The following is a 22523-nucleotide window of genomic DNA, read 5'->3' on the forward strand; positions in this document are numbered from 1 at the left end:
GACTCCGGGGAACTATACATAGGTAGTACACACTGCGTGTATACGTGGGGTGTCTACATCGGGTGTGCAGGTCTGCGCGGGGTGGGCGAAGCGGGAGCCCGATCGGACGCGTCCGCCGCGACACCCCGCCCCCGCCGGGGTGGACTCGTACCGTGACCGCACCGCCGCCGGACGACTGCCTGGCCCGTAACGACTGGATCTGCGGCGACTACCTGAGCACCCGCCGGCAGATCCTGCTCGACGCGGTCGTCCAGCACATCCAGCTGACGGTGGTCTCGGTGGCGCTGGGACTGGTGATCGCGGTCCCGCTGGCCGTGCTGGCCCGCCGCCGGCGGTGGACGGCCGGGCCGGTGCTCGGCATCACCACGGTCCTCTACACGATCCCGTCGCTGGCGATGTTCTCGCTGCTGCTGCCGGTCTACGGGCTCTCCGCCACCCTCGTCGTGGTCGGCCTCGCCCTCTACTCGCTCACCCTGCTGGTGCGGAACATCCTGGCCGGGCTGAACGGCGTCCCCGCCGAGGCCACGGAAGCCGCCCGCGGCATGGGGTACGGGCCGCTGCGCCAACTGCTGACCGTGGAGTTTCCGCTGGCCGTACCCGCCGCGATGGCCGGGCTGCGGATCGCCACGGTCTCGGCGGTCGCCCTCACCACGGTCGGTGCGATTGTCGGCTACGGCGGGCTGGGCAACCTCATCTACGCCGGGATGAACGGGTTCTTCAAGGCGCAGGTGCTCACCGCGTCCGTGCTGTGCGTGATCATCGCGGTCGTCTTCGATCTGCTGCTGCTCGGTGCGGAACGGCTGCTCACCCCCTGGCGGCGGGCCGGCCGGCGGGCGCGGGTGCGGATCCGGGCCGGCGCGGGGCTCAGACGGCCGGCCGCGGCTCCCGGGCGGCGGACATGAACACCCTCTTCGAGGTCTGGACATGGCTGACCGCCGGCGCCAACTGGTCCGGTGAGAACGGCGTCTGGCACCGCCTCGAACAGCACCTCGTCCTCACCTTCGCCTGCCTGGCCATCAGCGCCCTGATCGCGCTGCCGATCGCGCTGACTCTCGGCCACCTCGGACGCGGCGGCGCGCTGGCGGTCAACCTCGCCAACGTCGGGCGCGCGGTGCCGACCTTCGCCGTACTCGTCCTGCTGCTGCTCACGCCCCTCGGGCGGCACGGGCAGTGGCCGACGATCATCGCGCTGGTGCTGTTCGCCATCCCACCGCTGCTGACCAACGCGTACGTCGGGATGCGTGAGGTGGACCGGAGCGTGGTGCGGGCCGCGCGGGGCATGGGGATGACCGGGACGCAGCTGGTGTGGCGGGTGGAGGTGCCGCTGGCCTTTCCGCTGGTGCTGACCGGCGTCCGGATCGCCGCGGTCCAGCTCGTGGCCACCGCCACGCTCGCCGCGCTGGTCGGCGGCGGGGGCCTGGGCCGGATCATCACCGCGGGGTTCAACCTGGCCAGCACCCCGCAGGTGGTCGCCGGTGCGGTGCTGGTCGCGGTGTTCGCGCTGCTGATGGAGGCCGGCTTCGAGCTCGTGGAGCGGTTCGCGCCGGGGCGGGCGCGGGGGCGGGCCGGATGAGGGCCGCCGGCACGGTCCGCACGGCCGTCGCGGTCCTGGCGGTCGTCCAGCTCACCGGATGCGCCACCGGCCCCTCCCTGGAGACCCGCTCCGCGATCACCGCCTCGCCCGGGGACAGCAGCGAACTGGCCATCGGTTCGGCCGGCTTCACCGAGAGCGAGCTGCTCGCCCGGATGTATGCGGCGCTGCTCGACCACGCCGGCTACCGGACCCATGTCCTGACCGTCGGCAACCGCGAGCTGTACGAACCCGCGCTGGAGGCCGGGCAGATCGATGTCGTCCCCGAGTACGCCGCGACCTTCGCGGACTGGCTCAACGCCAAGGACAACGGCTCCAAGGCGGCCCCCGTCGCCTCGCCCGACCTCCGCATCACCATGACCGTGCTGCGCCGGCTCGCCGCCCGCCGTGGCCTGACCGTGCTCCCGCCCGGCCGGGCCGTCGACCAGAACGCCTTCGCGGTGAGCGCCGCATACGCCCGCAAGCACCACCTCAAGACCCTCAGCGACCTGGGCCGCGCCAAGCTGCCGGTGCGGCTCGCGGCGGGCGACGAGTGCGTCCAACGGCCCTTCTGCGCCCCGGGGTTGCGGAAGAAGTACGGAATCGACATCACCGCCATCGACCCGAAGGGGGTCGGCACCACGCCCGCCAAGCAGGCCGTGCAGAACGGACAGGACCAGCTGGTGCTGACCACCAGCACGGACGCCACCCTCGACCAGTTCGGGCTGGTGCTGCTCGCCGACGACAAGAAGCTGCAGAACGCCGACTACGTCCTCCCCGTCGTCAACCGCGCCCGCGCGGGCGGCCCGCGCGCCGCCGCCGCGCTCCATCGCCTCAACACGGTCCTGACCACCGGCGATCTGGCGCACCTCAACGAACAGGTGGACAGCTGGCGGCGACTCCCGGCGGACGTGGCGCGCAACTACCTCATGGCGAAGGGGCTGCTGCCGAAGAGCTGAGCCGCCTCCGGCGGGCGGCCCGGTGTCGCACGCGCATCGCCGCACCGGCGAGCGGGCCGCCGTTTCACGTGAAACGGCGCGCGGGCAAGCACCGTGGACGTTTCACGTGAAACACGCGCCGGACGACTCGCGGACAGCACCTGCCTCCCCTCCCCTCACTCCGTGGGCACCGAGTCCACCCGTGCCCGCTCCCGCGGCACCCCCCGCTCGTCCGAGTCGATGGTGCGGCGCAGCGCCTCATGGAGCTTGGTCGGGGTGAGGACGCCCAGGAAGCGCCGGCCGTCCAGGACCGCGATCCAGCCGGCGTCATGCTTGAGCATCTCGCTGAAGGCGGCCTTGAGGGTGCCGGTGACCGGCACCCAGGCCTCCATGCGGCGGGCGTGTCCGGCGACCGTGCCGGCGGTACCGGCCAGCTCCTCCGCGCCCACCCAGCCGTGCAGTTCACCGTCCTCGTCCAGGACCACCGCCCAGCGGGCCCCCTCGGCCCGTAGCCGTCCCGCCGCCTGCGCGGCCGGCTCGCCGAGCCGGGCGAACGGCGGGCGTTCGAGGTCACCGCGGTCGATGCCGGTCACCGAGAGCTGCTTCAACGCCCGGTCGGTGCCCACGAACTCGGCGACGTACGGCGTCGCCGGGGCGCCGAGGACGCTCGCGGGGGTGTCGTACTGCTCGATGCGCCCGGCCCCGTAGACCGCGATCCGGTCGCCGAGCCGGATGGCCTCCTCGATGTCGTGGGTGACGAGCAGCACCGTCTTGTGGAGGGTGGACTGCAGCCGCAGGAACTCCTTCTGGAGCCGGTCGCGCACGACCGGGTCGACGGCGCCGAAGGGCTCGTCCATCAGCAGCACGGGCGGGTCGGCGGCGAGCGCGCGGGCCACGCCGACGCGCTGGCGCTGACCACCGGAGAGCTGCTCGGGATAGCGCGTGCCGTAGACGGCCGGGTCCAGTCCGACCAGGTCCAGCAGTTCGGCCGCCCGCTCGCGGGCCGCCGCCTTCTTCCAGCCGGTCAGAACGGGCACGGTGGCCGTGTTGTCGAGGACCGTGCGGTGCGGGAAGAGGCCGGTCTGCTGGATGACATAGCCGATGCGGCGGCGCAGCCGGACCGGGTCGACGCCGGCGATGTCCGCACCGTCGACGTAGATCCTCCCCTGTGTGGGGTCGATGAGCCGGTTGACCATCATCATGGTCGTCGTCTTGCCGCAGCCGGACGGTCCGACGAGGGTCACCAGCTCCCCCTCGCCGACCTCGAAGGAGAGGTCGTCGACGGCGGTGGTCCCGTCGGGGTAGCGCTTGGTGACGGACTCGAACCGGATCATTGAGTCATTGAATCCCGCCACCCGTGACGGGTCCCGTCATGCGGGCAATCGGGTGTGGAGCGCTCCACGGGCCGTCAGGTCGCCCGCGGCGGAAAGGTGACACGGACCGTCAGCCCGCCGCCTGGGTTGGGGCGCGCGGTCGCGGAGGCGTCGTGTGCGCGGGCGATGGAGGCGACGATCGACAGGCCCAGCCCGGCGCCCTCCCCGGGCGCGTGCCGGCGCTCCTCCAGGCGGCGGAACGGCTCGAAGAGATAGGGGATGGACGCGGCGGGCACGGCCGGCCCGGTGTTGCTGATCTCCAGGGTGCGGCCGTGGACGCTGAGGGTGATCCGGCCGTCGGGGTGGTTGTGGCGCACGGCGTTGCCGACCAGGTTGCGCACGAGATGCGCGAGCAGGACGGGGTCGCCGTCGACGGTCGGTGGTGGGGGGCCGCCCTGCTCCTTCGGAGCGTGGGGGCGGATGTCGGTGGCGAGGGTCAGACCGCGCCGCCAGGCGACCTCGGCGTACTCGGCGGCGACGGACTCGGCGAGCTCCCCGAAGGCCACCGGCTCGCGGCGCTGCAGGCCCTGGTCGGAGACGGACAGCAGGAGCAGCCCCTCGATCAGCTGCTCACTGTCCTCGGCGACCTCGATCAGCTTGCCGCGGATCCGCCGTACGTTGGCCGGGTCCGGGTCGGCCAGGCCGATCTCGGCAGCGGCGCGCTGCACGGCGAGCGGGGTGCGCAGCTCATGGGCGGCGTTGGCGGCGAACCGCTGCTGGGCGGAGACCAGATGCTCGATCCGGTCGAGCATGCCGTCGAAGGTGTCGGCGAGTTGCTTGAGCTCCCCGGGCGGGGCGTCCAGGGCGATCCGCTCGTGCAGATTGGCGGCGGACAGCCGGCGGGCGGTGCGGGTGATCACGCCGACCGGACGCAGCACCCGGCCGGCCATCCACCACGCCAGCGCCACCGATATCACCGCGAAGACCAGCAGCGCGATCAGCGACACGGTCAGCAGCCGCCCGAGCGCGGCCGCTTCGGTGGCATCGGTGATGTCCCTGGTGACGCGGTAGCGGCCGCCGTCGCCCAGGGCCTGCTCGTAGCCGGGCAGCGGGGCGGCGGGCGCGATGGTCGGGCCGAGGGCAGGTGCGGACCCGGTGGCGTACGGGCCCTGACCGCGCGGTGCGGCGGTGGTGACGGCGGTGCTCAGACTGGAGTAGAGGCCCTGCCGTACGAGGACGTAGACCAGGCCGATGAGCATGGCGCCGGCCAGCACCAGCAGCCCGCCGTAGAGCGCGGTGAGCCGGACCCGTTCGCTGCCGGGCAGCCAGGCACGTTTCACCGTCGCTCGCCCGGCCCGTCGCTCATCCGGTATCCGGCGCCGGGCACGGTCTCGATCACCGGCGGCTCGCCGAGCTTGGCGCGCAGTTTGCTGAGCGTGACGCGGACGGCGTTGGTGCGGTAGCTGGTGTGCTCCTCCCACACCTCCTCGATCAGGTCGTCGCCGCTGACCACCGCGCCCTGGGCGCGCAGCAGGACCTCCAGCACCCCGAACTCCTTGCGCGACAGGGCCAGCGGACGGCCGTCGCGCACCGCCAGCCGACGCGCGGTGTCGACGGTGACGCCGGCCCGTTCGATGACCGGCGGCAGGGCGGGCCGGGCCCGCCGGCCCAGCGCCAGGACCCGGGCGAGCAACTCCTCGTACGCGAACGGCTTGGTCAGATAGTCGTCGGCGCCCAGCCCGAGACCGGCCACCCGGTCGTGGACCGTGCCGGACGCGGTGAGCATCAGCACCCGCGTCAGCAGCCCCTGCTCCACGACGTGCCGGCACACCTCGTCGCCGTGCAGCCCGGGCAGATCACGGTCCAGGACGAGCACGTCGTACGCGCCGAGCCGCAGCTTGGCCAGCGCCTCGCGGCCGTCATGAGCGATGTCCACCGCGAGCGCGTCGCGGCGCAAGCCCGCGGCGATCATGTCCGCGAGGAACTCCTCGTCCTCCACCACCAGAACACGCATGCGGTCATGTGTACCCGAGGGCCGCCTTTCCTCGACGTAAACCTCTTTCGCCGCGACGCCCCGGACCAGGGAATTCACCACGCTGGAGCCGGGCGCCGCCGAGCGGTTAGAGAAACGAAAGGCGGCCCGCTGCCAGCCTCTGCCGCATCGGGCACCTCCCGTGTGCCGAGGAATCCAGGAGGAACACCATGCGGCAGCGCAGTACGCGTCCCTCAGCCGGCCAGCGGCGTACGTCCCTGGCGGCGGGGCTGATGGCCGGCCTGGCCCTGCTCGCCACGGCCTGCTCCGGCGGCGACAGCGGCGACGGCGGCGGGGCGAAGGACAAGGGCGGCTCCGACGCGAGCGGCAAGGGCAAGGAGGCGGACGCGGCCTACAAGCACCGCCAGTGCCTGCGCGAGCACGGCGTACAGGTCCAGGAGCCCAAGCCGGGCCAGGACCCGCGCAGCATGGTCGTCGGCGGCGACAAGAGCGATCCGGAGAAGATGAAGAAGGCCTTCAAGGCCTGCCAGGAAGGCGGCCCGCAGTCCGGTGCGAACGGCCCGAGCCAGGCCGAGAAGGACAAGATGCTGAAGTTCGCCCGCTGTATGCGGCAGCACGGCTTCAACATGCCGGACCCGAAGTTCGGCGGCGACGGAATGCAGCAGGCGCAGCGCATCCCCCCGAGCCAGCAGAAGAAGTTCGAGAAGGCCAACGCGGCGTGCGGCGGCAAGAATGGCTGAGCCGGAAGCGGCCGGCCGCCCCGCCGGTGCCACGCGGCCCGCGCGCCGCGGCCGCCGCACCACCTACCTCGTCTCCGCGCTGGTCCTCGCCGCGCTGCTGGCCGGCGGCGGCGCGGCCCTGGGGACCGTTACCGGTCGCGCGGACACCGGCCGCCGGGCGCCGGGCGAGGGCCTGCCGCCGGCCACCGACACCGTCCGGCGGCAGGACCTCAGCAGCAGCACCCAGGTCGACGGCACCCTGGGCTACGCCAAGGAGCGCAAGGTCAACGCCGGTGCGTCCGGCACCCTGACCTGGCTGCCGGCCGGCGGCTCCACGGTGCGGCGGGACGGCGCGCTCTACGAGGTCGACGGCCACCAGGTGCGGCTGATGTACGGCGCCAAGCCGATGTACCGGCAGCTCAAGCAGGGCGACGAGGGCCGGGACGTCCGCCAGCTCAAGGAGAATCTGCGCGCCCTCGGGTACGGCGACCAGCTCGCCGTCGACGAGGAGTTCACCGCGGGCACCGCCGACGCCGTGAGGCGCTGGCAGCGGGCGCACGGCCTGAAGCAGACCGGCACCACCGGCCCGGACCAGATCTCCTTCCAGCCGGGCGCGGTGCGGATCAACAAGAAGGAGGCGGCGGTCGGCGATCCGGCCGCGCCCGGCCGCCCGGTGCTGACCGCCACCGGCTCCACCCGCGAGGTCCAGGTCAAGCTCGATGTCGCCCAGGCCGATCTGGCCCGGCCCGGTACCAAGGTGACGGTGAACCTGCCGGACGGCCGGACCGCCGAGGGCAAGGTCGACTCCGTCGACCGGACCGTCACCGAGGAGGGCACCGACCCGCAGAGCAAGACCCCCAAGATCACCGCCCGGGTCACCTTCACCGACTCCGGGGGCCGCACCGCCTTCGACCGGTCGCCGGTCACCGTCGACCTCGTCGGCGAGGTGCGCAAGGACGCCCTGACGGTGCCGGTAGGCGCGCTGCTGGCGCTGCCCGGCGGCGGCTTCGGGGTGCAGGTCGTCGAGGGCGGCCGGGTGCGGGACGTGCCGGTGAAGCTGGGCATGTTCGGGCAGGGCCGGGTCGAGATCACCGGCGGCCGCCTGAAGCCGGGCATGAAGGTCGGGGTGCCGAAGGCATGACCCTCACCACCGCACCCCGCGACGGCCTGCGCGGCCCGGACGGGTCCGCCGACCGCGTCGTCGAACTGGCCGGCGTCACCAAGGAGTACCCGGGCGGCGTCGCCGCGCTGCGCGGGGTGGACCTGCGGGTGGCGCGCGCCGAGCTGCTGGCCATCGTCGGCCCGTCCGGCTCCGGCAAGTCCACGCTGCTGCACATCATCGGCACCCTGGACCGCCCCACAGCCGGCACGGTCACCCTCGCCGGACACGACATCGCCACGCTCGGCGACCGCCGGCTCTCCGCACTGCGCAGCCGGCACATCGGCTTCGTCTTCCAGTCCTTCCACCTGGTGCCCGGCATCAGCGCCCGGGACAACGTCGCCGAGGGGCTGCTCTACTCCGGGCTGCCACGCGCCGTACGCCGCCGGCGGGCGGCCGACGCGCTGGCCCGGGTGGGGCTCGCGGACCGGATGACGCACCGCCCGCACGAGCTGTCGGGCGGGCAGAAGCAGCGGGTGGCGATCGCCCGCGCGGTGGTGGGCGAACCCGATCTGCTGCTGGCCGACGAACCCACCGGCGCCCTGGACTCCGCCTCCGGCGAGGCGGTGCTCGGGCTGCTGCACGATCTCAACGAGGAGGGCGCCACCATCGCCGTCATCACCCACGACAGCGAGATCGCCGCGGGCCTGCCCCGGCAGGTACGGATCCGCGACGGCCGGGTGGTCGCCGACGAGCGGGGCACTCCGGCCCGGGCGCGGAGCGTGACCCGATGAGCCGGGCGCCCGGACGATCCGGCGCACGAGCCGCGCGACGGGGCACCGGGCCCGGCCGGCTCTCCCCCGCCGCCCTGGGACCGCGCGACGTCCTGCACGTCGGCTCGGCCGGGCTGCGTACCCGCCCCCTGCGGGTGGTGCTCTCCGCCCTCGGTATCGCCATCGGCATCGCCACGATGATCGCGGTGGTCGGCATCTCCGCCTCCAGCAAGGCCCAGCTCCTGGCGAAACTGGACGCGTTGGGGACGAACATGCTGGTCGCCACGCCCGGCCAGGGCATGTTCGGCGAGGAGGTGAAGCTGCCCAAGCGCGCGCCCGGGATGGTGGGGCGGATCGCGGGCGTCGAGCGGGTCGGCGCCACCGGCGATCTGAGCTCCTCGGTACGGCGTACCGAGAAGGTCCCCGAGGAGGAGACCGGCGGCATCACCGTCAAGGCCGCCGACGAGGGGCTGCTCGGCACGCTGCGCGGCACCATGGCGTCCGGCACCTGGCTCAACGCCGCCAACGGCCGCTACCCGGCCGTCGTCCTCGGCCATGTCGCCGCCCAGCGGCTCGGCGTCACCCACCCCTCCCAGCAGGTCTACATAGGGGGCCGCTACTTCACCGTCCTCGGCATCCTCGACCCGCTGCCGCTGGCCCCCGAGATCGAGCGCTCCGCCCTCGTCGGCTGGGCGGCCGCGACCGAGCTGCTCTCCTTCGACGGCCACCCCACCTCGGTCTACGAGCGCTCCACCGACGCGTCCGTGCACGACGTACGCGACCTCATCGCGCAGACCGTCGATCCCGAGAACCCGCGCAACATCGAGGTCACCGACCCGTCGTCGGCTCTCCAGGCCAGGGCGGCCACCGAGGGCGCGTTCACCGACCTGCTGCTCGGACTGGGTGGTGTGGCGCTGCTCGTCGGCGGTGTCGGCGTCGCCAACACCATGATCATTTCGGTGCTGGAACGCCGTCACGAGATCGGGCTGCGCCGCTCCATGGGCGCCACCCGCGGTCAGATCCGGCTCCAGTTCGTCACCGAGTCGCTGCTGCTGTCGGGCCTGGGCGGCCTCGCCGGCATCGTCCTGGGCTCCGCCGCCACCTACGTCTTCGCGGCGTCGGGCCAGATGCCCTGGGTGGTCCCCGCCTGGGCGGTCGGCGGCGGCTTCGGCGCGACGCTGGTGATCGGCACGGTCGCGGGCCTCTACCCGGCGGTACGGGCGGCACGGCTGTCACCGACGCTCGCGCTGCAGGCGGTCTAGGGCCCGGGGCGGGAGCGACTTTCCGCCCGCCCCGGGGGGCCGTACGAGTTGCTTCCGCCGCACCGCCTCTGCTCCTGCCGCATCCGGCCGCACCGGCGTGCTTACGATCCACTTCGGCCACCGGTCGGAAGGGTGGAAGGGAACGCCACGATGAGAGCCGTAGCAGTCAGCGCATTCGGAGAACAGCCGCAGCTCATGGAGCTGCCGCAGCCCGATCCAGGGCCCGGTGAGGTCCTGGTGCGGCTGTCCGCCGCCGGACTCAACCCCATCGACTGGAAGCTCGCCGACGGGATGTTCGGGGACGCCGTCCCGGCCTCCTTCCCCCTGGTCCTGGGGACGGACGGGGCGGGCGAGGTGCTCGCGATCGGCACCGGCGTACGGCGGTTCACCGTCGGCGACGCGGTGTTCGGCCAGTTCCAGCGCCCGGAGCAGGGCGGGGGGTCGTACTGCGAACTGGCCATCGCCGACGAGGAGCGCATCGCGCACGCCGCCCGCAGCGTCACCTACGCGACCTCCGCGGCGCTGCCGACGGCCGGTATGACCGCGTACAACCTCGTCGAGGAGACCCGGATCGCCGACGGCAAGCGCGTGCTGATCGTGGGCGCGACCGGCGGCGTCGGCACCTTCGCCACCCAGCTCGCGGCCGGCCGCGGCGCCGAGGTGATCGCCACCGCCCGCCCGGCCATGGCGGAGCTGATGCGGAACCTGGGCGCGGCGGAGACCGTCGACCACACCGCCGGCCCGCTCGCCGACCAGGTCCTGGCGGCGCATCCGGACGGGGTGGACGTGCTGATCGACATGATCAGTGGCCCCGCGGAGTTCGGCGAGCTGACCCGGACCGTGCGCGACGGGGGCACGGCCGTCTCGCTGATCGGCTCGGCGGACGCCGACGAGCTGACCGAGCACAACCTGCGCGGCTTCAACTTCGTCAACCGGCCCTCCCCGCAGCTCCTGGAGATCCTCGCCGGCCATGTCGACGCGGGCCGCCTGACCGTCCTCGTGGGCCGCGAGGTCTCCCTGGAAGAGGCCCCGGAGGCGCTGGCGGCCAGCCGCACCGGCCGGGCGCAGGGCAAGACGGTCCTGGCGATCTGACCGGCCCTCAGCCGGGGCCGACGCCGCGCCGGGCGCCCCAGGCCCGGACCGCCGGCGGCCCCGCCGCGGCCAGCACCGCGGTCAGCGTTCCCGCGCCGACGACCAGCCAGACGCCGGTCCGCAGCGGCCCGATCAGCGCATCGGCGTACGCGTCCGCGGCGGGCCGGGAGACCATGGCGGGCAGCGCGTCCAGGGTGCGGCCGCGGACCAGCGCGAGCGCCACGGCCAACAGGGCGGCGGCCGCCGCGCAGCCCGCCCCGGCGCAGATCAGCGCCCGCCGCCGGCGCCGCGCCAGCAGCAGCCCGCCCGCCAGGCACAGCGCCGCGGCCGGCGGCAGCAGCAGCGCCCCGTGCTGGACGACGTCGTAGACGGCCCGGACCCGGGGTACGTACGCGGCCTCCAGCAGCACCACCTCCACGCCGGAGCGCGGCACCCGGCGGACGAAGTCCACCCCCATGCCGGAGCCGTTGTCGGACAGCTGGCGTTTGACCCGTTCCAGGACAGGTGTGAGGTCGAGGGTGACCGCCGAGTTGCCGGGGGCGGCCAGGGTGCCGTCCAGGGACCGGTGGGCGGTCCGGTGCACCCCGTTCCACATGGCGGGGAATCCGCTGCCGGTGACGACCTGGCGTACCTGTTTGGCGACGGATTCCCGGATGCCGTGGGTGAAGTGGCGGCGCACGGCCGGACGTTCCGCGCGCGGTACGGCTCTGAGCAGCCCCTTCAGCAGACCGTCGAGCTGGATGCGCGCCATCACCCCGTCCGTCACGTCGTCGACGACGGCCTGCTGTACGGCCGCGTCGCCGGCCAGCGGCGCCACCGTCTCCACATAGCTGTCGGTCTCGGTCAGTTCGGCGCGTGCCCAGGTGGCGGCCAGCCCGAGCGGCAGCAGGAGCGCACCGATCAGCAGCAGCACCCCGCCGGCCAGGCCCCGCGCCGACGCCGGGCCCCTCGCTGACATCGCCTCGTCCTCCCGTGAGCCCTGCCGTACGGCCACCTTCCAGGCAAGTCCGTAGGGCTGTCGCTCGCGAGCGGGGCCGGTGCCAATGGGTGACCCGGCGCGGGGACCGGGCTCAGCGCGGGGCCGTCGCCGCCCGCCGCCGGCGCACCGTGCGCACCACCCCGGGCACCAGCAGCGCCGCGGCCGCGGCGGCCACCGCCCACCATCCCCAGCCGTCGTTGCCGTCGCCCGCCGGGCCCGTCTGCGGCAGGTCGTCGAGATCGCCCGAGCAGGCCACCGGCGCGTAGGAGCCGCCCACGTAGACGCAGGCCGTGGCGGCGGCGCGCAGGGTGCCGGGGGCGGCGGTGGTGGTGCGGTCCGGGCGGTCGCCGAGTACGGCGGTGGCGGTGAAGACCTGGACGTCGTGCGCGGGCAGATCGGCGCGCCAGGTGACCTTCTGGCGGCCCGTCCCGTGGCCCTGGACGGTGCCGGCGGGTGCGGTGGCGGAGGTCGTGGTGGCCGGCATCCGCTGTTCGACCCGGGCCCCGTGGACCTGGTCGGCGCCCAGGTTGTGCACGGTGACGCGGTATTCGAGCCGTCTGCCGGTCTCGGTGTCGCCGGCGCCGTCGGTCACCGCGATCGACACCGAGACGGGGGGCGGTGCCTGCGGGGCGGGTACGGCGGCGATCAGGCCGGGGGCGGTGGCGGCGCACAGCAGCGCGCAGACAACGGCGGTTCTCATGCCGTCATCCGAGCACCGCGGCGCCCGCCACCGGCGGCACGCGGCCCCTTACCCGGGCCGGGTTCACCCGAGGGGCGGCGCCCGGCCGAGGGGCGGCGGGCCGGCACCGCCCGGCGGCCCGGCGCTCAGTGCCGATGCGGTCCCGGCCGGTGCACCGGGCCGTGCGCGTTCTCGCAGTGGTCGGCGGCGGGCTCCGGGGCGGCGCCGGGACCGGGGCGCGGCCCCAGCGTCAGCACCTCGTCGGCGTCGCCCTGCTCGCCGACGTGGTCGACCTGGAGCGTGGCGTGGGTGATGCCGTACTCCGCGCTCAGCAGTTCCTGAAGGTTCCGGCGGACCTTGTGGCAGTCGCCGCCCGGGGCCACCAGGATGTGCGCCGAGAGCGCGGGATGCCCGGAGGTGATCAGCCAGATGTGCAGATCGTGGACCTCGACGACCTGGTCCTCGGCGACCAGGTGGTCGCCCAGCGCGTCCGGGTCGATCCCGGCCGGCGCGGCCTCCATGAAGATCCGTCCGGACTCCCGCACCAGCCCCGTACCGGCCCGCAGCATCAGCGCGACGACCACCAGCGTGGCGATCGCGTCGGCCTGGGCGAAGCCCGTCAGCAGCACGACCAGGCCGGAGACGGCGGTGGCCACGAACCCGAACAGGTCGGTGAGGATGTGCTGGTAGGCGCCCTCGACGTTCAGGCTCGAGCGGTTGGCCCGGGACAGCAGCCAGGCGCAGATCAGGTTCACCACGATCCCGGACAGCGCGGTGACCAGCACCAGCCCGCCGGTCACGTCGGGCGGCGAGATCAGCCGCTGGACCGCCTCGTAGGCCAGCCAGACCGACAGCAGCAGCAAGGTGATGCCGTTGGCCTGCGCGGAGAGGATCTCGGCGCGCTTGAGCCCGTAGGTGTAGCCGCCGCGGGCCGGCCGCGCGGACAGCCGCATCGCGATCAGCGCCAGCACGATCGAGACCGCGTCGGTGAGCATGTGGGCGGCGTCGGAGATCAGCGCCAGCGACTGCGCCAGCACGCCGATGACGACCTCGACCGCCATGTACGCGGTGAGCAGGACGAGTGCGGCGCGCAGCCAGCGCCGGTCGGCGTCCGGCGAGACCCCGTGGCTGTGGTGGTGGCCGTGCCCGTGGCTGTGGGCGTGCTCGGTCATGGGCGCGCTCCTTCCTGGCTCCTGATTGCGAAGCAAACCGCACTTCGGCGAAAGATCCAAAGGCTGCACCGGTGACCGTTGTCATTACCGTCGAACGGCGGATCGTGCCTGGTCAGAGCGGTGCGAAGAGGCCGGCGCCGCAGTGCGCAAACGGAGGCCGACTGTCCGGTCGCCAGGGCCGCGGGGCCGTCCCCGGTCGCCGGCCCCACCCGACCGGTCAGTAGAGTTCGGCTCCCGCCACCGACCCCATCCGAGGTAAGAGGTAATCGGCAGTGAGCCCCGCACCACCCGCCCCGGCCGCTCCTGAACCCCTCTGCGTCGTCGGCATCGGAGCCGACGGCTGGGACGGACTGCCCGCCGCCTCCCAGGAGGCCCTGCGCACGGCCGAGGTGCTGATCGGCGGCGCCCGCCAGCTGGCGCTGCTGCCCGCGCACGTCCCGGGCGAGCGCGTCCCGTGGCCCTCGCCGCTGCGCCCCGCCGTCCCGGGGCTGCTCGCCGCGCATGCCGGGCGCCGGGTGTGCGTGCTGGCCAGCGGCGACCCGATGTTCTACGGGATCGGGCGGACGCTGACCGAGGTACTGGCGGACCAGGAAGCGCAGGAGGAGCAGGAGGCGCAGGAGGCGGGCGGCGCGGTCGCGCCCGGCGGCCACCGCCCGCCCGCCACGCGGCCCCGGCTCCGCGTCCTGCCGCACCCCTCCGCGGTCTCCCACGCCTGCGCACGCCTCGGCTGGCCGGTCGAGGACACCGAGGTCGTCACGCTCGTCGGACGGCCCACCGACAACCTGGCCCGCGCGCTGTACGACGGCCACCGCCTGCTGGTGCTGTCCGCCGGCGCCGGCACCCCCGCCGAGGTCGCCGCCCTGCTGCGGGCCCGCGGGTTCGGCCCGACCCGGATGCGCGTACTGGAGCAACTCGGCGGCGAGCGCGAACGGATGGTGGAGGGGGTGGCCGCCGACTGGGACGCGCCGCCCACCGACCCGCTCAACGTCATCGCCCTGGACTGCGTTCGCGAGCCCGGCACCCCGGCCCTGGCCACCGTGCCCGGCCTGCCCGACACCGCCTACGAACACGACGGCCAGCTGACCAAGCGCCAGGTCCGCGCCGCCACGCTCGCCGCGCTGGCCCCCGCCCCCGGCGAACTGCTGTGGGACATCGGCGGCGGCTCCGGCTCCATCGCCATCGAATGGCTGCGGGCGCACCGCGGCTGCCGCGCCGTCAGCGTCGAGCGCGACCCGGTACGGGCCGAGCGGATCGGCCGCAACGCGGGCGCGCTCGGCGTACCGGCGCTGCGCGTCGTGCACGGCGCCGCGCCCGCCGCGCTGGCGGGCCTGCCGGCGCCGGACGCGGTGTTCGTCGGCGGTGGCCTGACCGCCCCCGGGCTGCTGGCCGCCTGCTGGGAGGCGCTGCCCCCGGGCGGCCGGATCGTCGCGAACACCGTGACGCTGGAGTCCGAGGCGCTGCTCACCGAGTGGTACCGGCGGCACGGCGGCGACCTGATCCGCCTCGCGGTCTCCCACGCGGTGCCGGTCGGCGGCTTCACGGGCTGGCGGCAGGCGATGCCGGTCACGCAGTGGGCGGCCGTCAAACCCGCGGCGGTGCAGCAGCCGTGATGCCTCCGGCGCGGCTGACGTAGGGCCGGCGGCCGAGCCCCGCGGCCCACCACCCCGACCCGGCCGCCGCCCCACCCTGGCCCCGTTCCGTCCGCACTCCGTCCGCTCTGTGCCCGTCCTCCCCAGGAGTCCACCCACCATGACCGTCCACTTCATCGGCGCGGGTCCCGGCGCCGCCGACCTGATCACCGTGCGCGGCGCCCGTACGCTCGCCTCCTGCCAGGTCTGCCTCTACGCCGGCAGCCTGGTGCCGCGGGAGCTGCTCGCCGAGTGCCCGCCCGGCGCCCGGCTCGTGGACACCGCGCAGCTGGACCTCGACACCATCACCGCCGAGATGGTCCGCGCCCATGAGGAGGGCCACGACGTCGCCCGGCTGCACTCCGGCGACCCGTCCGTCTTCAGCGCGGTCGCCGAGCAGATGCGCCGGCTGGACGCGGCCGGAGTGCCCTACGACGTGGTGCCCGGCGTCCCCGCGTTCGCCGCCGCGGCCGCCGCCCTCAAGCGCGAACTGACCGTGCCCACCGTCGGCCAGACCGTCATCCTCACCCGCGTCGCCCAGCGCGCCACCCCCATGCCCGAGGGCGAGGACCTGGCCACCCTGGGCCGCAGCGGCGCGCTGCTGGTGCTGCACCTGGCCGCGATGTACGTCGACCGGGTCGTCGCCGAGCTCCTGCCGCACTACGGCGCCGACTGCCCGGCCGCCGTCGTCGCCATGGCCTCCCGGCCCGACGAACTCGTCCTGCGGGGCACGCTGTCCGACATCGCCGAGCAGGTGAAGGCCGCGGGCGTGGTCCGTACGGCCGTCATCATGGTCGGCCGCACACTGGGCGCCGAGCAGTTCCGCGACAGCCACCTGTACTCGGCGGACCGGGAGCGGCCGCACGGGCCCTGCGGCGTCTGACTGATCATATGACCGCATCGGGGTGAATATCCGTTATCCGCCCTCCGGATGCCGGTAGGGAGACGGTGCACACCTACGGGAACCCGCGTTACCCGAGTCAAAGGAGTACGCCACGATGCGCACCAGACTGGCCGCCGGATCGGTGGCCGCCGCAGCCCTGCTGACCCTCTTCGGCACCACCACCTCCGCCGGCGCCGACGACACCACCAGCCACACCCGCCCGAAGGCCGCCGCCGCGCCGGCGGGCGACCAGGCGCGCGTGGTGCACGACGACCCGGAGCGCAAGCACCACGGCAAGCGGCACGACGGCCGCGAGGAGCATCCCGAGCTGAGCGACAGCCCGCTGCGGCTGACCGCCTGCGCCCTCGGGACGGCGCTGGGTTCGCTGACCGGACTGGACAACTCCTGCGTGCACGAGCGGCTCGGCGTGAACTACCCGCCCTTCTCGAAGGAGGGGCAGGCCAGGACCGCCGAGTACCGCAGATGACGAACCGGCGCCCAGGGAACGGCCGGTAGGCGGAGCCGAGAGCGTCCGAGACCGGAACGGCCGGTGAGGGGAGAGGGGAAGCCCTCACCGGCCCACGGATCACCCTCGCCCGCCGCCGCCGCCGTCCCCCGGCCCCCGCGGCGCCGCCTGCCCCACCACCATCCCCGCCCGGTCGATGCAGATCACATCGACCGCGACCGGCGCGCCCCGCAGCACGGCCAGCGCCTCGTCGCGCGCCACCGTCGCCACCAGATCCCCCAGCGGAACGCCGGCCGCCGCGCACAACTGCAACGCTGCCAGCCCCGTGTTGGCCTCGGCCACCGCCGCCGCCAGCGCCGCGTCCGCCCCGCCCCGCCGGGCCAGCTCCGCGAGGAACTGCTTGTCCACCTGCGACCGCGCCGAGTGCAGATCCAGGTGCCCCGCCGCCAGTTTGGACAGCTTGGCGAACCCGCCGCAGATGGTGAGCCGGTCCACCGGATGGCGCCGGAGGTACTTCAGCACCGCGCCCGCGAAGTCCCCCATGTCCAGCAGCGCGTCCTCGGGGAGGCGGTGCAGCGCGACGGCGACCTTCTCCGACGTCGACCCCGTGCACCCGGCCACATGCGTCCGCCCCGCCGCACGCGCCACGTCCACCCCGCGCCGGATGGAGTCGATCCACGCCGAGCAGGAGTACGGCACCACGATCCCGGTGGTCCCCAGGATCGACAGCCCGCCCAGAATGCCCAGCCGCGGATTCCAGGTGCTGCGCGCGATCTCCTCACCGTGGTCGACCGACACCTCCACCTCGACGTCGGCCGCCGCCCCCGCACCGCCGTGCCGCCGCGCCACCTCCGCCAGGTGCTCCCGCATCATCTGCCGGGGCACGGGGTTGATCGCCGGCTCCCCGACGTCCAGGGGCAGCCCCGGCCGGGTCACCGTCCCGACCCCCGGACCGGCCTTGAAGCGCACCCCCGACCCGGCCGGCAGGGCCCGCACCCTGGCCCTGATCAGCGCACCGTGCGTCACATCCGGATCGTCGCCCGCATCCTTCACCACACCCGCCAGCGCGCTGCCGCCACCGGCGTCCAGCTCCTCCACCGCCAGCGCGAAGGACGGCGTCTGCCCCTTCGGCAAGGTGATCGTCACCGGGTCGGGGAACTCGCCGCTCAGCAGCGCCGTGTACGCGGCCGTGCTCGCCGCCGTCGCACACGCCCCGGTCGTCCAGCCGTGCCGCAGCCCGGTATGGGCGAGCTGCGCGCTGCGCCCGCCCGCGGCCGTGCCCTCGCCCGGGCCCGCACCCCGCGGCCCGCCTCCCGTACCCTTCGTTTGCTCTTCAGCCACGGAGGAACCCACATCCCATGCCCGACGCAGCCCGCCCGCCACGCCACGTACTGATCCTCGGCGGTACGACGGAGGCCCGCCGCCTGGCCGCCACCCTGGCACCGCAGTCGGCCCTGCGCGTGACGACCTCGCTCGCGGGCCGGGTCGCCGCGCCCCGGCTGCCCGCCGGGGAGGTCCGCATCGGCGGGTTCGGCGGCCCCGAAGGCCTCGCCCGCTGGCTGCGCGAGCACGCGGTGGACGCGCTCATCGACGCCACCCATCCTTTCGCCGGCACGATCAGTCACCACGCGGCCCTGGCCGCGGTCACCGCCCATGTTCCCCTGCTGGCCCTCCGCCGCCCCGGCTGGGTACCCGGACCCGGCGACACCTGGCACCAGGTCACCTCCCTGGCGGACGCGGCCGCCGCCCTCCCCGCCCTCGGCACCCGCGTCTTCCTCACCACCGGCCGCATGGGCCTGTCCTCCTTCGCCCACCTCACCGACCCGTGGTTCCTGGTCCGCTCCGTCGACCCGCCCGAGCCCCCGCACCCGCCCCGTATGGCGGTGCTGCTCGACCGGGGCCCCTTCACCCTGGAAGGCGAGCGCGAACTGCTGCGCACCCACCGCATCGACGTCCTGGTGACCAAGGACAGCGGCGCCGCAGCAACGGCCCCGAAGCTGACGGCCGCCCGCGAGGCCGGCATCCCCGTCGTCCTCGTCCGCCGCCCTCCGACCCCCCAAGGCGTACCGGAGGTGCCGGACCCAGAAGGCGCGGCCACCTGGCTGCGAAGCCTTTTCCCCGACCTCCCCGACCTCAACGAGGCCGGCACACCGAACTGAACCGATTCGCTTCCCGGACGCGCTCCTGCAATTCCATGCGGCGGCGCTGAGCGACACCGTCGGACGCCGCCTCCCGTTCATCCGCCATATTCGTGTCGTATGGCGGCCAGGATTCCGCTCCCTCCTCGCCCTCACCTTTCATGGCGCGCCCTTTCCCAGCGCCTCGGCGATCCGCCGGGCGAGTTCGGGCGTACATCGCCCCAGATGCACCAGCGGCCGCGGAAAGTCCCCGGCCAGCGAAACCCCGTCGAGCGACAGCGACGGCAGCGTGATCCCTGCCCTTTTCAGCGCAGTGCGCAACTCGTCCCGGGCCAGCTCGGCGTCCTTGATCAGCTCGGTGGCCGAGCCACGCTCCACATTTCCCATTCCTTCTCTTCTCCGTTCGAGTCCTGGCTGGTCTGTCAATTGCCTTGTACGGCCCTAGAGTTGTCGCTCCTACGCCACTCGCGAAAGGGGGTCGGCGTTGTCGCGGGAAAGGGCAACAAGGGACTCGAAGATGGTCGAAAAGAATTCCGAGACCGAGGATTCCGCACGCTGGGTCCTCGCCTGCGAACTCCGCCGGTTACGGGAGGCGTCCGGCAGGTCGCTGGCCCAACTGGCCGAGGAGACCAACTATGACCGCACGTACCTCCACCGCCTGGAGACCGGCGAACGCCTCTCCAAACTGCCGGTCATGGAGGCGCTGGACCGGGTGTACGGGACGGGTGAGCTGCTGGTGCGGCTGTGGAGGTTGGCGCGGCTGGATGCGTTCAAGGACAGGTATCGGGCGTTCATGCGGTACGAGGCCAAGGCCACGATCATCCACAAGTACTCATTGATCGTTCCTGGCCTGCTGCAGACCGAAGCCTTCGCCCGGCTCGCGTTGTCGATGGGGCCGACGCCCATAAGCCCTGACGAGCTGGATGAGAACGTTGCGGCCCGTTTGGGCAGGCAGGAACTGTTGCGCCGCACCCCATCGCCCAGCGTGCGGTTCATCCTCGACGAGTCGGTTCTACGGCGTCAGGTGCTCGATGCCGAGGTCTGGCATGCCCAGCTGGCTCGAATCGCGGATGTCGCCGAAGCGTCGGCTATCACGATTCAGGTGCTTCCGTTCTCTGCTGGGGTACAACGATTGTCGGGCAGCCCGCTCGCGCTCCTGTGGATGGCGGATGACAGTGCTGTTGCCTACCTGGAAGGCAACGGGTCGGGCGAACTGATCGAGGATCCGGAAGAAGTGCAGCGTTACCGACTGTCTTACGATCACCTGCGGGATGCGGCGCTGACGCCCCGTAACTCATTGTCGCTGATCAGGCAGTTGGTAGAGGAGAGCAGGCCATGAAGACGACGCCCGACCTGACTGGTGCGACATGGCGCAAGAGCAGCTACAGCGACGGCGGAGACGACAACTGTGTCGAGGTAGCGGACGGGCTGGCCACCACCATCCCCGTCCGCGACAGCAAGAACCCCGCCGGTCCGGTGCTGCTCATTCCGACCGGTGCCTGGTCGGCGTTCATACGCACCGTGAAGAGCGGCCGTATCGGGCCGACTTCGAACTAGACACAGGTTGGCTGGATCGCGCGCCATTGCGGCAAGGGATCCCCCGAAGCCATCACGTATGGTGACAGGTCGTCCAGCCCTGGGGGCGCTGGTGTGTGGCCCTCCCCGGTGCTGGGTCCAGAAGGCCGAAGAAAACGGGGAACCGGGGGAATCATGTCGACCACCAACGTCGACCCGTCTGCGCTACGCGCGGCAGCCGTCCATGGCGAAGAGATGCAAGCCGGCGTCGGAACTGCCCTGAGTAGTTTGAACGCGCATCATCAGGGCGTGCCGGGGCAGACAGGGGGCTTTGAATTCGCTGTAGAGCTGCTGAGAACGCACCAATCTTGGCATGAACGCCTCAACGATGTCCGGAAAGAGAGCGGCGAGGTAGCCCGCTCGCTCCGGTCCTCTGCGGACAACTACGAGAAGAACGACGAAGAAACCGCCAACGCGTTCACTCGGCCTGCTGCCGCGAGCTCTGTTTCCGTCCGCCCGGCGATGCAGAGCGCTGCCCGCCACGACAGCCCCTTTGGGTGATGCCTGATGAGTCTGACCGTGCGAGACCTGCAGAACCTCCGTTTTTCCGCTTTGGAGAGTGCCAAGGACGAGTGGGCGCAGATCGCCCATCGGCTCGGCGGCTACACCGACCGCGTGGACACCCACATGCGTCGGCCGTTGGGAAATTCCTGGTCGGGGGAATCAGCGACTTCCGCTCAGAAGCGCATGCTGAGGCTCAGCGACAACTTTCAGTTCGGTGGCGAGGAATGTGCACTGATCCAGACGACCCTGGACGGGGCCATCACCGAACTCCGGGCGCAGCAGAAGGCGCTCCAGCATGCGATGGACGAAGCCACCAGCAAGGGCTACAAGGTGGCCCCGACCGGTGAGGTCATGTACGCCGACGAGGGCGACATACCTACCGGAGACCCCGACGCGGGAATGCCGGCGAAGGAGCAGGAGCGGCAGTCCCTTGAGGCGTACATCTTTGATGCGCTGCGCGGCGCCATGGAGATAGACGCGCGTTACCGCGTCGCTCTGGCGCAACTGAGGGTTGGTCGAGGGCTCTCCGTGAACGGCCTGGAGTCACAGCGGGATGCCTCGGGCATTTCCAAGATTGCCGGAGTGGCCGTCGGACTCGACTCAGCTCCTGCGAAGGGCACCGACCCGAAAAAGGTCCGGGACTGGTGGAACGGACTGAGCAAGGAGGAGCAGGAGGAGCAGATGGCGCTGAACCCGAGCGTCATAGGTAACCTCGACGGAATCCCGGCGAAGACCCGCGACAAGGCGAATCGCGTCAACCTCGACCGATTGATCGCCATGTATCCGCCGGGGACACCTGTGTCACCGACTGTTCAGCGGCAACGTCAGGGCTTCGAGATGATCAGGGCCCGCCTGGAGCGCGACACCGGGAAGGAGCCGGAACCGCTTCTGCTCGGCATCGGGCCGGAGGGGCAGGGGAGGGCAATTCTGTCGTATGGAAATCCCGATACGGCGGACAACGTCGCGGCGTACGTGCCTGGGCTCAACACTCAGCTCAAGGATGTTGGGCATGAAGACGGGGATCGCGCCAAGAATGTATGGGATTCGGCGCAGTATGCTGACAGGCGTCAGAAAACAGCCTCAATTGTCTGGCTTGGATATGACGCTCCGCAAGGGGGGCCGGACAGGCTCTCTGAGACTGACCTTTCGGTTGCGGACCGGGAGCGGGGCGAGAAGGGCGGGGCAGCCTTCGGGCAGTTCCTCGATGGCATCCAGGCCACCCATCAAGGTGAACGGCCGCATGTGACGGCCATTGGGCACAGCTATGGCTCGTTCACGGTGGGGCAGGCTGCCCAGCGTGAGGGCGGAATCCCTGCGGACGACATCGTCCTTGTGGGCAGCCCCGGCACCGGAGCCCAGAAGGCTGAGCAGCTTGGCGTGGGCGCAGACCACGTGTGGGTGGGTGCGGCAGAGAATGACCCGGTTACTCATGCTCCATCACCGTACGAACTCGGCCCCGGCGCCACAATTGCGCATCTCATGGATCCGCACGAGCTGCATTTCGGTCAGGATCCAGCTAGCAAGGAGTTTGGTGGTCAGCGATTCGGAGTCGCAGACGGGAACATTGCGGGATCTCATTCTAATTACTTTGACGGTGAAAAGGGTGGCGACTCCCTGAATAATATGGGTGCGATTGTGGCCGGACACCCGGAACAGGTTACCCATCAAGGGAGGCGATGACGGCGATGAGGCGATGGGAAATCCTCCGGGTGGCGGCTAGTGTGATGCTTGTGTCCGGTT

The 22523-nt window shown here is 72.4% G+C and carries 24 protein-coding genes; 16 read left to right on the plus strand and 8 right to left on the minus strand.

What is annotated here, in order from left to right; all coding sequences use genetic code 11:
* Positions 1–152: 152 nt before the first annotated feature.
* Genes ACZ5XZ_RS10285 through ACZ5XZ_RS10295 form a run of 3 tightly spaced genes read left to right on the plus strand, consistent with a single transcriptional unit; the run spans position 153 to position 2529 of the window.
* A complete protein-coding gene (locus ACZ5XZ_RS10285) occupies positions 153–902 on the plus strand; it encodes an ABC transporter permease (protein WP_468976147.1) in 750 nt (249 codons plus the stop codon).
* Positions 899–1573 carry an ABC transporter permease gene (locus ACZ5XZ_RS10290; protein ID WP_468976150.1) on the plus strand — a complete coding sequence of 225 codons (675 nt, stop codon included), beginning with the start codon at positions 899–901 and terminating at the stop codon, positions 1571–1573. Before ACZ5XZ_RS10285 ends, ACZ5XZ_RS10290 begins: the two co-directional genes overlap by 4 nt.
* Positions 1570–2529 (plus strand): ABC transporter substrate-binding protein, encoded by a 960-nt coding sequence (locus ACZ5XZ_RS10295; protein WP_468976152.1) that lies wholly within the window; start codon positions 1570–1572, stop codon positions 2527–2529. Before ACZ5XZ_RS10290 ends, ACZ5XZ_RS10295 begins: the two co-directional genes overlap by 4 nt.
* Positions 2530–2684: 155 nt before the next feature.
* Here the strand turns inward: ACZ5XZ_RS10295 and ACZ5XZ_RS10300 are convergent, their stop codons facing one another.
* The 3 genes from ACZ5XZ_RS10300 to ACZ5XZ_RS10310 all read right to left on the minus strand — a co-directional run bounded on the left by ACZ5XZ_RS10300 (position 2685) and on the right by ACZ5XZ_RS10310 (position 5835).
* Positions 2685–3842, minus strand: a complete 1158-nt coding sequence (locus ACZ5XZ_RS10300) for an ABC transporter ATP-binding protein (protein ID WP_468976154.1) — start codon at positions 3840–3842, stop codon at positions 2685–2687.
* Between the two features lie 74 nt (positions 3843–3916).
* Positions 3917–5161: a sensor histidine kinase gene (locus ACZ5XZ_RS10305; protein ID WP_468976157.1), complete on the minus strand. Its 1245-nt coding sequence runs from the start codon at positions 5159–5161 to the stop codon at positions 3917–3919.
* A complete protein-coding gene (locus tag ACZ5XZ_RS10310) occupies positions 5158–5835 on the minus strand; it encodes a response regulator transcription factor (RefSeq protein ID WP_468976159.1) in 678 nt (225 codons plus the stop codon). Before ACZ5XZ_RS10310 ends, ACZ5XZ_RS10305 begins: the two co-directional genes overlap by 4 nt.
* A gap of 188 nt (positions 5836–6023) precedes the next feature.
* On the opposite strand from ACZ5XZ_RS10310, the gene ACZ5XZ_RS10315 reads away from it, so the two are divergent.
* The 5 genes from ACZ5XZ_RS10315 to ACZ5XZ_RS10335 all read left to right on the plus strand — a co-directional run bounded on the left by ACZ5XZ_RS10315 (position 6024) and on the right by ACZ5XZ_RS10335 (position 10759).
* A complete protein-coding gene (locus ACZ5XZ_RS10315; RefSeq protein WP_468976161.1) occupies positions 6024–6554 on the plus strand; it encodes a hypothetical protein in 531 nt (176 codons plus the stop codon).
* Positions 6547–7674 (plus strand): efflux RND transporter periplasmic adaptor subunit, encoded by a 1128-nt coding sequence (locus ACZ5XZ_RS10320; RefSeq protein ID WP_468976163.1) that lies wholly within the window; start codon positions 6547–6549, stop codon positions 7672–7674. Before ACZ5XZ_RS10315 ends, ACZ5XZ_RS10320 begins: the two co-directional genes overlap by 8 nt.
* The gene (locus tag ACZ5XZ_RS10325; protein ID WP_468976166.1) at positions 7671–8426 is read left to right on the plus strand and encodes an ABC transporter ATP-binding protein; all 756 of its coding nucleotides are present in this window, start codon (positions 7671–7673) and stop codon (positions 8424–8426) included. The genes ACZ5XZ_RS10320 and ACZ5XZ_RS10325 overlap by 4 nt, the downstream gene beginning before the upstream one ends.
* The gene (locus ACZ5XZ_RS10330) at positions 8423–9667 is read left to right on the plus strand and encodes an ABC transporter permease (RefSeq protein WP_468976169.1); all 1245 of its coding nucleotides are present in this window, start codon (positions 8423–8425) and stop codon (positions 9665–9667) included. The genes ACZ5XZ_RS10325 and ACZ5XZ_RS10330 overlap by 4 nt, the downstream gene beginning before the upstream one ends.
* Before the next feature lie 150 nt (positions 9668–9817).
* Positions 9818–10759 carry an NADP-dependent oxidoreductase gene (locus ACZ5XZ_RS10335; RefSeq protein WP_468976172.1) on the plus strand — a complete coding sequence of 314 codons (942 nt, stop codon included), beginning with the start codon at positions 9818–9820 and terminating at the stop codon, positions 10757–10759.
* A 7-nt stretch (positions 10760–10766) separates the two neighbouring features.
* On the opposite strand, the gene ACZ5XZ_RS10340 is transcribed toward ACZ5XZ_RS10335, so the two are convergent.
* The 3 genes from ACZ5XZ_RS10340 to ACZ5XZ_RS10350 form a co-directional block, all read right to left on the minus strand.
* The gene (locus ACZ5XZ_RS10340) at positions 10767–11717 is read right to left on the minus strand and encodes a hypothetical protein (protein ID WP_468976174.1); all 951 of its coding nucleotides are present in this window, start codon (positions 11715–11717) and stop codon (positions 10767–10769) included.
* Between the two features lie 112 nt (positions 11718–11829).
* Complete coding sequence (locus ACZ5XZ_RS10345; RefSeq protein WP_468976176.1) at positions 11830–12438, minus strand: hypothetical protein; 609 nt, start codon at positions 12436–12438, stop codon at positions 11830–11832.
* 125 nt (positions 12439–12563) lie between these two features.
* A complete protein-coding gene (locus ACZ5XZ_RS10350) occupies positions 12564–13589 on the minus strand; it encodes a cation diffusion facilitator family transporter (RefSeq protein ID WP_468976178.1) in 1026 nt (341 codons plus the stop codon).
* A gap of 272 nt (positions 13590–13861) precedes the next feature.
* On the opposite strand from ACZ5XZ_RS10350, the gene cbiT reads away from it, so the two are divergent.
* The 3 genes from cbiT to ACZ5XZ_RS10365 all read left to right on the plus strand — a co-directional run bounded on the left by cbiT (position 13862) and on the right by ACZ5XZ_RS10365 (position 16587).
* Entirely contained in the window at positions 13862–15199 is a 1338-nt protein-coding gene (gene cbiT, locus ACZ5XZ_RS10355; protein ID WP_468976181.1) for a precorrin-6Y C5,15-methyltransferase (decarboxylating) subunit CbiT, read from the plus strand.
* Between the two features lie 139 nt (positions 15200–15338).
* Positions 15339–16100, plus strand: a complete 762-nt coding sequence (cobM, locus tag ACZ5XZ_RS10360; protein ID WP_384484691.1) for a precorrin-4 C(11)-methyltransferase — start codon at positions 15339–15341, stop codon at positions 16098–16100.
* A gap of 115 nt (positions 16101–16215) precedes the next feature.
* On the plus strand, positions 16216–16587 hold the full coding sequence (locus tag ACZ5XZ_RS10365) for a hypothetical protein (RefSeq protein ID WP_468976183.1): 372 nt from the start codon (positions 16216–16218) through the stop codon (positions 16585–16587).
* Positions 16588–16686: 99 nt separating this feature from the next.
* Here the strand turns inward: ACZ5XZ_RS10365 and ACZ5XZ_RS10370 are convergent, their stop codons facing one another.
* Positions 16687–17907 (minus strand): cobalt-precorrin-5B (C(1))-methyltransferase, encoded by a 1221-nt coding sequence (locus tag ACZ5XZ_RS10370; protein ID WP_468976185.1) that lies wholly within the window; start codon positions 17905–17907, stop codon positions 16687–16689.
* Positions 17908–17924: 17 nt separating this feature from the next.
* Between ACZ5XZ_RS10370 and ACZ5XZ_RS10375 the strand changes: the two genes are divergently transcribed.
* On the plus strand, positions 17925–18725 hold the full coding sequence (locus tag ACZ5XZ_RS10375; protein WP_468976188.1) for a cobalt-precorrin-6A reductase: 801 nt from the start codon (positions 17925–17927) through the stop codon (positions 18723–18725).
* Positions 18726–18863: 138 nt separating this feature from the next.
* Here the strand turns inward: ACZ5XZ_RS10375 and ACZ5XZ_RS10380 are convergent, their stop codons facing one another.
* Positions 18864–19091, minus strand: coding sequence for a hypothetical protein (locus tag ACZ5XZ_RS10380; RefSeq protein WP_468976190.1), 228 nt, complete (start codon positions 19089–19091; stop codon positions 18864–18866).
* 130 nt (positions 19092–19221) lie between these two features.
* Between ACZ5XZ_RS10380 and ACZ5XZ_RS10385 the strand changes: the two genes are divergently transcribed.
* From ACZ5XZ_RS10385 to ACZ5XZ_RS10400, 4 genes are all read left to right on the plus strand, one after another.
* Positions 19222–20043 carry a helix-turn-helix domain-containing protein gene (locus ACZ5XZ_RS10385; protein ID WP_468976192.1) on the plus strand — a complete coding sequence of 274 codons (822 nt, stop codon included), beginning with the start codon at positions 19222–19224 and terminating at the stop codon, positions 20041–20043.
* A complete protein-coding gene (locus tag ACZ5XZ_RS10390; RefSeq protein ID WP_468976195.1) occupies positions 20040–20261 on the plus strand; it encodes a DUF397 domain-containing protein in 222 nt (73 codons plus the stop codon). The genes ACZ5XZ_RS10385 and ACZ5XZ_RS10390 overlap by 4 nt, the downstream gene beginning before the upstream one ends.
* Positions 20262–20414: 153 nt before the next feature.
* Complete coding sequence (locus tag ACZ5XZ_RS10395) at positions 20415–20780, plus strand: type VII secretion target (protein ID WP_468976197.1); 366 nt, start codon at positions 20415–20417, stop codon at positions 20778–20780.
* 6 nt (positions 20781–20786) lie between these two features.
* Positions 20787–22463: an alpha/beta hydrolase gene (locus tag ACZ5XZ_RS10400; protein WP_468976199.1), complete on the plus strand. Its 1677-nt coding sequence runs from the start codon at positions 20787–20789 to the stop codon at positions 22461–22463.
* The last annotated feature ends 60 nt before the right edge of the window (positions 22464–22523 follow it).

Source organism: Streptomyces sp. NPDC033270, assembly GCF_055576575.1.